Source organism: Porphyrobacter sp. THAI-01a, assembly GCF_056868655.1.
Window position 1 is genome coordinate 378,904 of the sequence record NZ_CP180579.1, and the last position, 12,976, is coordinate 391,879.

Below are 12,976 nucleotides of genomic sequence, written 5' to 3' on the forward strand. Positions count from 1 at the left end.
TAACCAAGTCCCATCGCAATACCCTGTTAACCAAGGGCATAAACAGGATGTCCTCAGTTCCCGTGTAATTGTTAGTCACGGAGAAGCTTATGCGCATCGTGACACGCATCCTGTTGCCGTTACTTCTGCTGCTGTTCAGCGGCACGCCGGCGCTTGCCCAGAGCGGCCCCTGGACTGTCAGCGAGGTCAAGGGCGTCGTGACGGTCGTCGATGCGCGCGGCCAGCGTCCGGCGACGGTCGGCACCGCGCTTGCCGCCGGCGCCACGATCCGCACCGATGCGCGGGCCTCGGCGGTGCTGGTGCGGGGCAAGGAATTCGTGACGATGCGCCAGAACGCGCAGCTGCGCATCGCCCATGCCGAGCGCGAGCGCGGTATCATCCAGATCCTCCAGGATTACGGCAGCGCCCTGTTCAACATCGGCAAGCAGCCCAACCCGCATTTCGGCGTGGAGACGCCCTATCTCGCGGCGGTCGTGAAGGGGACGACCTTCGTCATCACGGTGAGCGGCGAGGGCGCCAGCCTGCAGGTCACCGAGGGCGCGGTCGAAACCTCGACACTCGACGGCGGTGCGCGCGACCTGATCCGCCCGGGCGCGGTGGCGATGATCGCGGCCGCCGACCCGCTGCGGATGGTGGTCGAGGGCGAGGGCCGGCGCGTGCTGGATTCGCCCGCGCGTCCGGCTGGCGGTGCAGGCGCCGCGTCGCCTCCGCCGCCCGCCTCGCTGCGGCCCGCGGCCTACGAGCCTTCGGGTTCCCAAGATCGCGGCCGTCCTCGGATCGGGGAGGCGATCCTCAGCACGCCGCGCGATCTCGGGGAAGTGACCGGCGGTTTCGTCTCGGGCGAGGTGGTGGTGCTGGCGGCGGCGGTGGTGGCCGACAACACCGGGCGCGGCAATGCGGCGCCCGTCGCCAGCTCGCGCGGGCGCGCCGACGACGGCGTGGTCTGCGCCAACGGCACCTGCGGCGCGGGAGGGGGCCAGGGCGGAAACGGCTCCGGCGGCAATGGCAATGGCAACGGCAATGGCAATCCCGGTGGTGGTGGCAACGGCGAGGGGAACCCCGGCGGCGGCGGCAACGGCAACGGCACTCCGGCCGGCGGCGGCAATGGGAACGGCAACGGCAACCCGGGCGGCGGGGGCAATGGCGACGGCAATCCCGGCGGCGGTGGCAATGGCAATGGCAACCCCGGTGGTGGCAGCGGCAACGGCAACCCCGGCGGAGGTGGGAACGGCGACGGCAACCCCGGCGGCGGTGGGAACGGCAACGGCAACCCGGGCGGCGGGGGCAATGGCAATGGCAACCCCGGCGGCGGTGGGAACGGCAACGGCAACCCCGGTGGCGGTGGCAATGGCGACGGAAACCCCGGCGGTGGCCGTGATCCCGGCAACGGCAACCCCGGCAATGGCGGGCGCGGCAATGGCCCGCGCGGCCAGTCGATCCTCGTGACCGAGCCCGGCCCCGTGCTGACCGACATGGCGGTGGCCTACAGCCAGCGTTGATGCCGGCGGCCCGACACCCATGAAACTGCCCCACCTCTCTCCCGGCCTTGCGGCGGACAGACTGCGCTCGGACAGCCGGCGCATCAGCCTGCTCATGGTCTGCGCCCTGGCGCTGGTGATCGCCGTCGCGACCCTCGGCGGGGCCTTCCGCAGCACCGAGAACCGCGTCGAGGAACTGAGCTTCGCCCTGCTCGGCCGCGATGCGGGAGGGCAGGTCCATGTGGTCGAGCTCGACGCGGCGAGCATGGCGGCGATCCGCCGCTGGCCCTGGCCGCGCGAACACTATGCCCGGGTCGTGCGCGCGCTCGACGCGGCAGGGGTGCGCTCGATCAGCTTCGATGTCGATTTCTCGAGCACCGGCGATGCCGCCGGAGACAAGGCCTTCGCACAGGCCATCGCGCAGTCCACCGCCCCTGTCGCCCTGCCGACCTTCGCGCAGAAGGCCGCCTTCGGGGACACGCGCAAGCTGGACTCGCTCCCCATCCCGGTGCTGCGCGAGCATGCCCACCTCGCCTCCGTCTCGGTCGCACCCGATGCGAGCGACGGTCACGTCCGGCGCATGCCGCTCGGGACGGTGACCGCCGGCACCGCGCGCCCCTCGCTCTCGGCCTTCGTCGCCGGCGAGGCGGGGGTCGTCGACGGCAAGTTCCCGATCGACTTCGCCATCGATCCCGCGACCATCCCGCGCCACAGCTTCATCGCCATCGAGAACGGGATGATTCCGCCGGGCAGCCTTGCGGGCAAGGACGTGATCGTGGGCGCGACCGCGATCGAGCTGGGGGATCGCTATGCCGTGCCGGGCTACGGGGTGATCCCGGGCGTCATCATCCAGGCGCTGGCGGCAGAGACGCTGCGGCAGGGCGTGCCGGTCTACGGCTCGTGGCCTCTGCCGCTGTTCGCCTCGGCGCTGCTGGCGCTGGTCACGCTGGCGGCGCAGCGGCGGCGTGCGGTGCTGGTGCGGAGCGGCGCCATCCTCGCCGCGCTGCTCGCGGCCTGGCTCGCTGCGCGGGTCATGGCCGGGGTGTGGTTCGAGATCGTTCCCGCGCTCGCGCTCGCCGCCTCGGCCGGTGCGATCCGCTATGTGATCATCACCCAGCGGATCACCGCGCTCGGCCGCCAGGTCGATGCGGAGAGCGGCCTGCCCAACCGCCTCGGCCTTGCGGCACGGCCTGCGGCGGCTGTCGATCGTTATCTCGTGGCGGCCCAGATCGATGAATTCGACGCCCTCAAGCTCGCCGCCGACAGCGATGGAATCGGCATCCTGCTCAACCGCATCGCCGAAAGACTCAAGGTCGCGAGCGGGGTGGACAAGGTCTATCGCTCCGAGGATCGCACGCTGGTGTGGATCTCGCCCCTGCCGATCGACGAGCTGGAGTCGCAGCTTTCGGGCCTGCGCGCGCTGATGCGCAGCCCCTTCGAGATCGCCGGGCGCAGGCTCGGTGTGTCGCTGACCTTTGGCGTGGCCGATCACGGCATCGCCGACCCGGCCTCCCATGCCGCCCATGCGGCGAGCCTCGCGCGGCGCGCCGGCAAGTTCTGGCGACTCCACACCATCGAGGCGGGCGAGACGGTGTCGCAGCAGTTCTCGCTGCTCGGCGAGCTCGACGAGGCGCTGCGCAGCGGCAGCATCACCGTACTCTACCAGCCCAAGCTCAACCTCGCCACGCGCCGGATCGACGCGGTCGAGGCGCTGGTGCGCTGGAACCACCCCGAGCGCGGGCTGCTTCCGCCCGATTGCTTCATTCCGCTGTTCGAGGAGCGGGGCCGGATGGACGAGCTGACGCTGGCCGTGCTCGCGCAGGCGCTGGCCGATGCATGGGGGTGGCGCGAGCAGGGCCTTGCCATCGGGGTGGCGGTCAACATCTCGGCGGCGCTGCTGACCTCGGAAAGCTTCGCCGAGCGTGCGCTGGACCTCGTCGCGCAGACCGGCACGCCGCCCGACCAGATCACCTTCGAGGTCACCGAAAGCGCCCAGTTCGAGGATACCGAGGCCGCGATCGCGACGCTCCACCGTTTCCGCGCGGCCGGCATCCGCATCTCGATGGACGATTACGGCACGGGCCAGTCGGCGCTGAACTACCTCAAGCTGCTCCCCCTGTCCGAGCTCAAGATCGACCGGATGTTCGTGGCCCAGGCCCATGTCGACAAGGGCGATGCGATGCTGGTGCGCTCGACCGTGCAGCTGGCCCACGAACTGGGCCTGAAGGTCGTGGCCGAGGGGGTGGAGCAGGCCGCGTGCCTCGAATTCCTCGGCAAGATGGGCTGCGACTATGCGCAGGGGTATCTCGTCGGCCGGCCGCTCCCCGCCGGCGATCTGGCGGCACTGGCGGCAGCTTCGATGCCGCCCGCCCGGGGCACCGCCACCCGCGCGGCCTGAGCGCCTCCCGGCTTGCATCGCGCTAGCGGCCTGATAGCTATGCAGGCCGACAGGCCGGGTCCTGCCGGCGGATGCAATGGGAGAGAGCGGATGAGGGCAGCAGCAGCAGCGCGCGCGGCGATGGCGGGGCTGGTCGGCATGGGCCTGACCGGCTGCGTCGTGAGCATCTCGGACAACACCCCCGACCAGGCCGAGGCGGTGCCGCCGCCGCCCGTGCCGATGGTCTGCAATGCCGAGAAGGCGCAGTATCACGTCGGGCATGACGCGACCCAGGCGATGGGCGAGGCGATCCTCAAGGACAGCGGCGCGCGCACCCTGCGCTGGGGCCCGCCGAACGGCGCCTGGACGATGGACTACCGCCAGGACCGCGTGAACGTGCGCTACGACGAGAAGATGAAGATCACCGGCGTCACCTGCGGATGAGCGACAGGCTGCGGACAACCTCGGGATCGCCCTTCGAGGCGACCTTCGGCTTTTCGCGCGCGGTGCGCGAGGGCAACCGCATCGTCGTGGCCGGAACCGGCCCGGTCGAACCCGACGGTTCGACCACGCCGGGCGGTGCCGCCGAGCAGGCGGAGCGGTGCTGCGCGATCATCGTCGCGGCGATCGAGGAACTCGGCGGCAGCGCGGCGGACGTGGTGCGCACCCGGATGCTGCTGACCGAACCGGCCGATCAGGACGCGGTCGGCGCGGTCCACGCGCGCTTCTTCGGCGCGGCAAGGCCGGCGGCGACCATGGCGGGGGTGGCATGGCTGTGCCGCCCGGAATGGCGCGTCGAGATCGAGGCGGAAGCGGTGGTCCCCGGGTGATGCGGCGGTCGTTGTCATATGGTGCCGCGGTCATTGTCGGTGCGTTGCTGGGTCTTGGCAGCGCCCTGTGGATGGCCGGACTGTGGCCCGAGGGGCGCAAGCTCGCCTTCGGGGATGTCGATGTCGGCGGCTGGCGCAGCGACTTTGCCGTAGGTTCCGAGGCGGCGGATCCCTACACCCGCGCCCGCGTCGCCCGCCACGGCCTGCTGGCGCTCGCCAAGACCGAGGCGGTCTACTTCACCCGCGCCCTCGACGATACCGGCGTCCCCTTGCGCGAGGCGTGCACCTACCGCCTGTCGGGCGGAGCCATGCCCGCAGGGTGGTGGTCGGTGACGCTCTATGACACCGCGAGCATGCTGCCGGCCAACACCGACGACGCGCTCAGCATCGATGCGGAACAGGCCGGCGCCGGGACCTGGCAGGCGATCATCGCCCCCGAGCGGCCCGGCAACGGCGCGGCATGGATATCGAGCCGGGGGGCCGGGACCTTCGATCTGACCTTGAGGCTCTACATGCCCGAACCGGCGTTGCTGGCCGAGCCCGAGCAACGGCTCGATCCGCCCCGCATCGCCCGCCTGTCCTGCGAGGGGCGGCCATGAGGCGCTGGGTCGGCCCTCTCGCGGTGCTGCTCGTCTGCGCCGCCGCGGTGCACGCACTGACGCTGCACCTCGCGCCCGGGTTCATCATGGACCGCGCGATGGCGGCGCTCGAGGCGCGCGGCGTGGCGCTCCATGCCTTCACCGCACCTGCGCGGATCACGCCACAGAGCCAGAGCATCGTGCGCTCTTCGCCGGATCTCTACTATTCGCTCTGCCGCTTCGATCTCGACCGGCCGGATGCGAGCCTGACCGTGCGGATGGCGGCCTGGCCCGATTACCAGTCGCTGTCCTTCTTCGATGCGCGGACCGACAATTTCGTGGTCCTGCGCGCGACGGGCAAGGCGGTCGAAGTGCGGCTGCTGCCGCCCGGGAGCGCGCCCGCGGCGGGGGCGATTGTCAGCCCGACGGCGCGCGGCGTGATCCTGGTCCGCCGCCTCGCGCCCGATGCGGCGCGCTTCGCGGCGGCGGCGGAGGCGGGCAAGGGCGATGCCTGCGACCTCGTCCTTCAACCTGCGGGCACCGGCCCCTAGCAAAAAGTCCGCCAGCCTTTTCCAACCTCGCAAACCCCGTTAGAGGCCTAGGCCATGCACGGACAATTCCAACTCACCGACGACCAGCTGGCGATCCGCGAGGTCGCGCAGCGGTTCACCGCCGACAACATCACCCCCTTCGCCGCCGAGTGGGACGAGAAGCATATCTTCCCGCGCGAGACGATCCAGAAGAGCGCCGAACTCGGCTTCGGGGCTATCTATGTCTCCGAGCAATCGGGCGGGATCGGGCTCGGGCGGCTGGAGGCGGCGCTGATCATGGAGGCGATGGCCTATGGCTGCCCCTCGACCAGCGCCTTCATCTCGATCCACAACATGGCCTCGTGGATGATCGACCGCTTCGGCGGGGAGGCGGTAAAGGCCAAGTATCTGCCCAGCCTCGTGACGATGGAGAATATCGCCAGCTACTGCCTCACCGAACCGGGTTCCGGCTCGGACGCAGCGGCGCTCAAGACCACCGCCCGGCGGAACGGCGATCACTATGTGCTGAACGGCACCAAGCAGTTCATCTCGGGTGCGGGCGCCAACGAGATCTATGTCGCGATGGTGCGCACCGGCGAGGACGGCCCCAAGGGCATCTCCTGCATGGTGATCGAGAAGGACATGCCCGGCGTCAGCTTCGGCGCGCAAGAGAAGAAGCTCGGCTGGCACTCCCAGCCGACCGCGCAGCTGATCCTCGAGGACGTGCGCGTGCCGGTCGAGAACCTCGTCGGGGCCGAGGGCGAGGGCTTCCGCATCGCGATGATGGGGCTCGATGGCGGGCGGCTCAATATCGGGGCCTGCTCGCTGGGCGGGGCGCAAAGGTGCCTCGACGAGGCGATCGCCTACACCAAGGACCGCAAGCAGTTCGGTCAGGCTGTCGCCGATTTCCAGAACACCCAGTTCATGCTCGCCGACATGGCGACCGATCTGGAGGCGGCGCGCGCGCTTCTTTATCTGGCGGCGGCGAAAGTCACCGACAACGCCCCCGACAAGACGCGCTTCTCGGCGATGGCCAAGCGGCTGGCGACCGACAACGGCAGCGCCATCGTCGACCGAGCGCTCCAGCTGTTCGGCGGCTATGGCTACCTTCAGGACTACCCGATCGAGCGCTTCTGGCGCGACCTCAGGGTGCACTCGATCCTTGAGGGCACCAACCAGGTCATGCGGATGGTCGTGGGCCGCGATCTGCTGCGCCAGTGAACGGCACGCGCCTTGCCATGACGACGCTGGTGGTGCCCGATTACGACGCGGGGATCGACTTCTGCGTGGATGCGCTTGGCCTCGATCTTGTCGAGGACAGCGACTTGGGCGGGGGCAAGCGCTGGGTTGTGGTCGGCGGCCGGGACGGTGGCCGGCTCCTGATCGCCCGCGCCGCCGATGACGCGCAAGCCGCCGCCATCGGCAAGCAGACCGGCGGGCGTGTCGGCTTCTTCGTGCACACCGATGATTTTGCAGGCACCCATGCACGACTTGTCGATGCCGGGGTGAAATTCGAGGACGCGCCGCGCCGGGAGAGCTATGGCACCGTCGCCGTATTCAGCGACCCCTTCGGCAATCGCTGGGATCTGATCGAACCGAAAGACACTGGGCAATGACCGACGACGTCCTGATCTCCACCAACGGCCCGATCGGCCATATCAGCCTCAACCGGCCCAAGGCGATCCATGCCCTGACGCTGGAGATGTGCCACGCGATGAGCGCGGCGCTGACGGCATGGGCGGATGACGACAGCATCAAGGCGGTGATCCTCGACCATGCCGAGGGGCGCGGTTTCTGCGCGGGCGGAGACATCGCCTTCCTGCGCAACTCGGCCCTGAATGACGGCGGGGTTTCGGGCCGCAGGTTCTTCTACGACGAATACCAGCTCAACCACCAGATGTTCACCTATCCCAAGCCGATCGTCGCCTTCATGGACGGCATCACGATGGGCGGGGGCGTGGGCATCTCGCAGCCGGCCAAATACCGCGTGGCGACCGAGAACACCCGCTTCGCCATGCCCGAGACGGGCATCGGCCTGTTCCCCGACGTGGGCGGCGGCTGGTATCTCTCCCGCCTCGGGCGCAGGCTCGGGCAGTTCCTTGCGCTGACCGGCGCAAGGCTCGACGGTGCGGAGTGCCTGTGGACCGGGCTCGCCACGCACTACGTGCCGCACGAGATGCTCGAGGACATCAAGGCGCGCATCCACGATCATCCGGACCGGATCGCAGGCATCCTGAGCGAGCCGGTCGGCACCCCGCCCAAAGCGCGGATCGAGGCCAACACGGACAAGATCGCCAAGCACTTCGCCTCGGACCGCTACGAAGACATTCTGGCCAGTCTCGAAGCTGCGGCCAATGCGGGCGATGACTGGGCAATGAAGGAGCGCGACACGCTCGGCACCAAGAGCCCGCAGACCTGCAAGGTCGCGCTGCGCCAGCTGGCGACAAGCGCCAGGCTCACCGATTTCGCCGACAACATGCGCATGGAATACCGTATCGCCAGCCGCGTGCTGACCCGCCCGGATTTCGCCGAGGGCGTGCGCGCGGTGATCGTCGACAAGACCGGCGACCCCAAGTGGAACCCCGCCACCCCCGAAGGCGTGACCGAAGATCTGCTCGACGCGATCTTCGCGCCCCTGCCCGAAGGCGAGGAGTGGGTGCCGCTGCCAAATTGAACAATCGTCATCGCGAGCGCAGCGAAGCAATCCAGAGCCTCGCGCGAAACGGCTCTGGATTGCCGCGTCGCTCCGCTCCTCGCAATGACGATGCATGGAGAACAGCATGACTTTCGAAACAATTCTCGTCGAGACCGACGCCCGCGACACCAAGGGCGTCACGCTCATCACCCTCAACCGCCCGCAGGCGCTGAACGCGCTCAATTCGCAGGTGCTCGCCGAGCTGATCGAGGCTTTCGCCGCCTATCAGGCCGACGCGACGCAGCTCTGCGCGATCCTCACCGGCAGCGGCGACAAGGCCTTTGCCGCCGGCGCGGACATCAAGGAAATGAGCGAGAAGCCGGCGGCCGATTTCTACCTCGACGATTTCTTCGCCCCCTGGACCTCCGAGATCGTGAAGAAGACCCGCAAGCCGTGGATCGCGGCGGTGAACGGCTTTGCGCTGGGCGGCGGGTGCGAGCTTGCCATGATGGCGGACTTCATCATCGCCTCGGACAAGGCGAAGTTCGGCCAGCCCGAGATCAAGCTCGGCGTTGCCCCCGGCATGGGCGGCTCGCAGCGGCTGACCCGCGCGATCGGCAAGTCGAAGTCGATGGAAATGTGCCTCACCGGCCGGATGATGGGCGCCGAGGAGGCCGAGCGCAGCAATCTCGTCGCCCGCGTGGTGCCGCATGAGGAGCTGATCGCCGAAACCCTCAAGACCGCCGCCACCATCGCCGCCATGCCGCCGATGGCGACCATCGCCAACAAGGAGATGGTGAACTCCGCCTTCGAAATGACCCTCGATCAGGGCCTGATCGTCGAGCGCCGGATTTTCCAGATCCTCACCGCCTCCGAGGACAAGGCCGAGGGCATGGCCGCCTTCATCGAGAAGCGCGAAGGGCAGTGGAAGGGGCGGTGATCTTCGGGCTGGGGCTGCTTGCAGCCGGCTTGTTCTTCTGCTGGCTGGCTTGGAGGCTGTGGACGGATCGGGAGGGTGGCTCGATCAGCCTTCTGGAGGCTGCAATACTCAAGGCGACTGGCGAAGAGCCCCTTCCGCGCACCAAATTTGATCGTTGGCTTCACCACTTCCAGATGGTGATGTCAGCGATCTTCGGCATCCTTCTCACTTCGGTGAGCATCTATGGACTTTTAGAGGAAGCAGGTCTGACATGAAGATCGCCTTTATCGGCCTCGGCAACATGGGCGGCGGGATGGCCGCAAACTTGGTCAAGGCGGGCCACGAGGTCCGCGCCTTCGACCTTTCCGAGACCGCTCTCGCCGCCGCCCGCGAGGCCGGGTGCCAGACCTTCGGCACCGCGAAGGAGGCCTGCCAAGGTGCCGAGGCGGTTGTCTCGATGCTGCCCAATGGCGCGATCGTCAAACAGGTCTACTGGGACGACGTGATCGGCCATGCACCCGAAGGCGCAATCATGATGGACTGCTCCACCATCGACGTCGCCACCGCGCGCGAGGTGATCTCGGTGACCGAAGCCCACGGCTACCAGATGGTAGACGCCCCCGTCTCCGGCGGCATCGCAGCGGCGGCTGGCGGCACGCTCACCTTCATGGTCGGCGGGTCGGACGAGGCCTTCGCCCGCGCCCAGCCGATCCTTGCCGCGATGGGCAAGGCCGTCATCCATGCGGGTGGCCCCGGCACCGGGCAGGCGGCCAAGATCTGCAACAACATGCTGCTCGCGATCCAGATGATCGGCACCTGCGAGGCTTTTGCCATGGCGCAGAAGCTCGGGCTCGATCCGCAGACCTTCTACGACATCTCGAGCGTCTCGAGCGGCCAGTGCTGGTCGATGACCTCCTATTGCCCCGTCCCAGGCGTGGGTCCGGTGACCCCCGCCGACAATGGCTATCAGGGCGGATTCGCCGCGGGACTGATGCTCAAGGACCTCAAGCTGGCGATGGAAGCGGCGGCAGGGGCGGGGGCCAAGGTCGAACTCGGCGAACACGCCCGCGCGATCTACGAGGAATTCGCAAGGGACAATGCGGCGACCGATTTCTCGGGCGTCATCCGGACGCTCTAGACGCAGCGATCCCGCGCCGGACCTTCGAGCCGTGCCGCCGCCGCCGGATCCCTGCGGCGCAGGTTCTCGATCACCGGCGCCAGCGCATCGCATGCGAACCCGGCGCCGCGTGCCAGCGCAAGCGCCGTGATCTCGCCGAAAGCTTCGGGCGGCAGCACCTGCAGGCCGCGTTGCAGATACTGGCTGTGCCAGCGCGGCGCGCCTGCGATCACCATCGCCAGAGTGTCGCGCGCGGGATCGCCGGTCTCGCCGAAAACCTCCGGGCCAAGGGCGGTCAGCAGCGCGTCGGGCGTCGCAGGGCGCCGCAGCAGGGCGCCATAGCGGCGCGCCGCCTCGGGCTTGTCGCCCGCGGCGAGCGCGAGCCGCAGCACCGCCTCCTGCGCCACCGGATCGCGCCAGCCGCGCCGGGCCGCCATCTGGATGGTGAAGGCGGCGGCCTCGGCCTGTCCTGCCTTTGCCTGGGCCGCGGCGAGCATCGAGAGGTGCTCGGCCGGCATCGGGCGGCGACGCACCAGCGTCTCTGCCGCTGCGAGCGCGGCAGCCGGATCCTCGCCCTCGACCGCTTCGAGTGCGATCCGGGCCTGGGCATAGCCCCGCATGGGCTCCGGCACGGCCGTGGCCAGCGCGGGGGCAATGTCGGCCTGCCGGTCGATCTGGAGCGCCGTGACGACGATGCCCAGTACGGCGAGGCTCGCGATCCAGAGAATGCGTCCGATCATCTGCGCCCGCCCTCCTGTTCGGTGGCGGCGCGCGCCAGCAGCAGCAGGGCGAAGCCGGCGAAGGCAAGGATCGACTGGTTGCGTAGCGGATAGTCCGTGATCGATTGCAGCGCGATCGCAAGCAGGAAGGCGCCCCCGGTCCATCCCGTCCAGGCAAAGGCGGAGCGGCGGGCCTGCCATGCCATGACGAGGCACAGGACGAGCCACAGCGCCGCCAGCACCAGCCCGGCAAGCCCGGCCTCGATCGCCAGTTCGATATAGTCGTTATGGGCCCGGCCCGCGGTGCGGAGGGTCACGTTTTCGAGCGATTCGTCGATCTGGAAGACCTCGTCGAAGTTGCCCATCCCTGCACCTGCCGGCCAGTAGCGCTCGACCGAATAGACGGCATCCTCCCAGATGAAGCGGCGGGGATCGTCCTTGGCCTCGAAGCGTTGGAGCGTTTCGCCGACCCGACCCGGTGCCGCGATCACGAGGCCGCCGAGCGCCGTCGCTCCAAGGGCGATGGCGACAAGCGCCACCAGCATGGGGTTGGGGCCCGGCCGCGGCCCGGTTGCGGCAGCGCGGCGCTGCAGCAGCGTGGCCCAAACGCGGAAGGCCGCCAGGCCGAGCGGGATCGCTGCAAGGGCAAGGCCGGTGCGGGACTTTGTCAGGATGATCGTCACCAGCAGCAGCAAGGCCACCCCTGAACGCACCCAGATGATGGCGGGATGGGGTCTCGGGGCAGGCAAGAGGCACGCCAGCCCGAGGCAGAAGCCCAGCAGCAGCCCGGTGGAATTGCGGTTGGCAAAGGTTCCGAGCAGAAAGCTGCCCGGCTCGCGTGCGCCGAACAGCGCAAAGTTCTCGCCGGCCGGGTTGAGCTGGAACAGCCCCATTACGGTCGTGACGATGCCGAGGCTCACCACCCCCCAGCCGACCAGCACGAGATTGTGCCGCGAAACGGTCCAGCCGGCCATCACGACGGCCAGCGGCGTGACCAGCGCGCTCAGGGCGAGGAGAGTGCGCAGCGGGTTGACGCTCCAGGTCATCCATCCGCTCGCGCCCGATGCTTCATACGCGCGCGCAATGAGGTCATGGCCGGGGAGCTCGCGCCACACTTGTTCGGGCAGGGGAATGATCTGAGCCAGCGGCAGCAGCAGCGAAAGCGCGATCAGGATCCGCAGGCCGAGCGGCGATTCGCGCCAGAAGCGGCTCACCGCTGCGCCGCGCAGGGCCAAGACGACCAGAGCCGTCAGCTGCACCAGGAGGTTCGCAGTTCCGAAGCGGCTGCCTCCGCCGCCGAATGCGAAGGCGGCAAAGAGCAGGGCGCACAGGGCGAACAAGCCGAGACGATCAGCCGCAGGTCTTTCCAAAACGAGGCCTCGGACAGCGGTTGGGTGGGAACACAAAAGAAAACGCCCGGGCCGAAGTCCGGGCGCTATCTGTCAAAGCTTGATAAGCGTTCGGCGGAGCCGGACGATCAGGTGCCGGGCGACTGGCCGTTGTCGTTCGAGTCGGCGGCGAAGTAGATGCCGGCACCGAACACGACGGCAGCAAGCAGCGCGAGGATGATGGTCGAGCCCTTGGCGGCGTTCTCGCCTTGGGCGGCACGGCCGAGGCCCGGGGCCGAAACCGAGTACACCGCACCGCTGTCGCTGGCACGGGTGCCCGCCTGAGCGGCAATCGGAGTGACCGCGAGGGTCGTCGCAGCGGCGGCGAGCATCATGCGCGAAAACGTCTTCATCATTTCCATCCCCACAATCGGAACCTTCGGAAAGCTACGTAGTGCAATGCAG

Annotated in this window: 15 protein-coding genes; 12 read left to right on the forward strand and 3 right to left on the reverse strand. The window is 68.8% G+C overall.

Features of this window, described 5'->3' with window-relative positions; all coding sequences use genetic code 11:
* Window positions 1–89 precede the first annotated feature (89 nt).
* The 12 genes from ACMX37_RS01850 to mmsB all read left to right on the forward strand — a co-directional run bounded on the left by ACMX37_RS01850 (window position 90) and on the right by mmsB (window position 10,485).
* Complete coding sequence (locus ACMX37_RS01850; protein WP_483147267.1) at window positions 90–1,499, forward strand: FecR domain-containing protein; 1,410 nt, start codon at window positions 90–92, stop codon at window positions 1,497–1,499.
* A gap of 19 nt (window positions 1,500–1,518) precedes the next feature.
* Window positions 1,519–3,876 carry a GGDEF domain-containing phosphodiesterase gene (locus ACMX37_RS01855; RefSeq protein ID WP_483147268.1) on the forward strand — a complete coding sequence of 786 codons (2,358 nt, stop codon included), beginning with the start codon at window positions 1,519–1,521 and terminating at the stop codon, window positions 3,874–3,876.
* Between the two features lie 90 nt (window positions 3,877–3,966).
* Window positions 3,967–4,299: an I78 family peptidase inhibitor gene (locus ACMX37_RS01860; protein WP_483147269.1), complete on the forward strand. Its 333-nt coding sequence runs from the start codon at window positions 3,967–3,969 to the stop codon at window positions 4,297–4,299.
* Window positions 4,296–4,685: a RidA family protein gene (locus ACMX37_RS01865; protein WP_483147270.1), complete on the forward strand. Its 390-nt coding sequence runs from the start codon at window positions 4,296–4,298 to the stop codon at window positions 4,683–4,685. The genes ACMX37_RS01860 and ACMX37_RS01865 overlap by 4 nt, the downstream gene beginning before the upstream one ends.
* 71 nt (window positions 4,686–4,756) lie before the next feature.
* Window positions 4,757–5,284, forward strand: coding sequence for a DUF1214 domain-containing protein (locus ACMX37_RS01870; protein ID WP_483147271.1), 528 nt, complete (start codon window positions 4,757–4,759; stop codon window positions 5,282–5,284).
* Window positions 5,281–5,814 carry a DUF1254 domain-containing protein gene (locus tag ACMX37_RS01875; RefSeq protein WP_483147272.1) on the forward strand — a complete coding sequence of 178 codons (534 nt, stop codon included), beginning with the start codon at window positions 5,281–5,283 and terminating at the stop codon, window positions 5,812–5,814. Before ACMX37_RS01870 ends, ACMX37_RS01875 begins: the two co-directional genes overlap by 4 nt.
* A 54-nt stretch (window positions 5,815–5,868) precedes the next feature.
* Window positions 5,869–7,014 (forward strand): acyl-CoA dehydrogenase family protein, encoded by a 1,146-nt coding sequence (locus tag ACMX37_RS01880; RefSeq protein WP_483147273.1) that lies wholly within the window; start codon window positions 5,869–5,871, stop codon window positions 7,012–7,014.
* Entirely contained in the window at window positions 7,011–7,409 is a 399-nt protein-coding gene (locus ACMX37_RS01885; RefSeq protein ID WP_483147274.1) for a VOC family protein, read from the forward strand. Before ACMX37_RS01880 ends, ACMX37_RS01885 begins: the two co-directional genes overlap by 4 nt.
* Window positions 7,406–8,467: an enoyl-CoA hydratase/isomerase family protein gene (locus ACMX37_RS01890; RefSeq protein ID WP_483147275.1), complete on the forward strand. Its 1,062-nt coding sequence runs from the start codon at window positions 7,406–7,408 to the stop codon at window positions 8,465–8,467. Before ACMX37_RS01885 ends, ACMX37_RS01890 begins: the two co-directional genes overlap by 4 nt.
* A 106-nt stretch (window positions 8,468–8,573) precedes the next feature.
* Window positions 8,574–9,368: an enoyl-CoA hydratase-related protein gene (locus ACMX37_RS01895; protein WP_483147276.1), complete on the forward strand. Its 795-nt coding sequence runs from the start codon at window positions 8,574–8,576 to the stop codon at window positions 9,366–9,368.
* Window positions 9,365–9,622, forward strand: coding sequence for a hypothetical protein (locus ACMX37_RS01900; protein ID WP_483147277.1), 258 nt, complete (start codon window positions 9,365–9,367; stop codon window positions 9,620–9,622). The genes ACMX37_RS01895 and ACMX37_RS01900 overlap by 4 nt, the downstream gene beginning before the upstream one ends.
* Entirely contained in the window at window positions 9,619–10,485 is an 867-nt protein-coding gene (mmsB, locus tag ACMX37_RS01905; protein ID WP_483147278.1) for a 3-hydroxyisobutyrate dehydrogenase, read from the forward strand. The genes ACMX37_RS01900 and mmsB overlap by 4 nt, the downstream gene beginning before the upstream one ends.
* Here the strand turns inward: mmsB and ACMX37_RS01910 are convergent.
* The 3 genes from ACMX37_RS01910 to ACMX37_RS01920 all read right to left on the reverse strand — a co-directional run bounded on the left by ACMX37_RS01910 (window position 10,482) and on the right by ACMX37_RS01920 (window position 12,924).
* Window positions 10,482–11,204 (reverse strand): hypothetical protein, encoded by a 723-nt coding sequence (locus ACMX37_RS01910; protein WP_483147279.1) that lies wholly within the window; start codon window positions 11,202–11,204, stop codon window positions 10,482–10,484. The two genes, mmsB and ACMX37_RS01910, sit on opposite strands and share 4 nt — an antisense overlap.
* Complete coding sequence (locus tag ACMX37_RS01915) at window positions 11,201–12,523, reverse strand: O-antigen ligase family protein (protein WP_483147280.1); 1,323 nt, start codon at window positions 12,521–12,523, stop codon at window positions 11,201–11,203. Before ACMX37_RS01915 ends, ACMX37_RS01910 begins: the two co-directional genes overlap by 4 nt.
* Window positions 12,524–12,660: 137 nt before the next feature.
* Window positions 12,661–12,924, reverse strand: a complete 264-nt coding sequence (locus ACMX37_RS01920) for a hypothetical protein (RefSeq protein WP_483147281.1) — start codon at window positions 12,922–12,924, stop codon at window positions 12,661–12,663.
* Between the last annotated feature and the right edge of the window lie 52 nt (window positions 12,925–12,976).

Bases quoted from the DNA above. Each gene is read 5' to 3' on its own strand.
- ACMX37_RS01890 (WP_483147275.1), top strand. From the start codon at position 7,406: ATGACCGACGACGTCCTGATCTCCACCAACGGCCCGATCGGCCATATC.
- ACMX37_RS01920 (WP_483147281.1), bottom strand. From the start codon at position 12,924: ATGAAGACGTTTTCGCGCATGATGCTCGCCGCCGCTGCGACGACCCTC.
- mmsB (WP_483147278.1), top strand. From the start codon at position 9,619: ATGAAGATCGCCTTTATCGGCCTCGGCAACATGGGCGGCGGGATGGCC.
- ACMX37_RS01910 (WP_483147279.1), bottom strand. From the start codon at position 11,204: ATGATCGGACGCATTCTCTGGATCGCGAGCCTCGCCGTACTGGGCATC.
- ACMX37_RS01860 (WP_483147269.1), top strand. From the start codon at position 3,967: ATGAGGGCAGCAGCAGCAGCGCGCGCGGCGATGGCGGGGCTGGTCGGC.
- ACMX37_RS01865 (WP_483147270.1), top strand. From the start codon at position 4,296: ATGAGCGACAGGCTGCGGACAACCTCGGGATCGCCCTTCGAGGCGACC.
- ACMX37_RS01895 (WP_483147276.1), top strand. From the start codon at position 8,574: ATGACTTTCGAAACAATTCTCGTCGAGACCGACGCCCGCGACACCAAG.
- ACMX37_RS01875 (WP_483147272.1), top strand. From the start codon at position 5,281: ATGAGGCGCTGGGTCGGCCCTCTCGCGGTGCTGCTCGTCTGCGCCGCC.
- ACMX37_RS01880 (WP_483147273.1), top strand. From the start codon at position 5,869: ATGCACGGACAATTCCAACTCACCGACGACCAGCTGGCGATCCGCGAG.
- ACMX37_RS01855 (WP_483147268.1), top strand. From the start codon at position 1,519: ATGAAACTGCCCCACCTCTCTCCCGGCCTTGCGGCGGACAGACTGCGC.
- ACMX37_RS01870 (WP_483147271.1), top strand. From the start codon at position 4,757: ATGGCCGGACTGTGGCCCGAGGGGCGCAAGCTCGCCTTCGGGGATGTC.
- ACMX37_RS01850 (WP_483147267.1), top strand. From the start codon at position 90: ATGCGCATCGTGACACGCATCCTGTTGCCGTTACTTCTGCTGCTGTTC.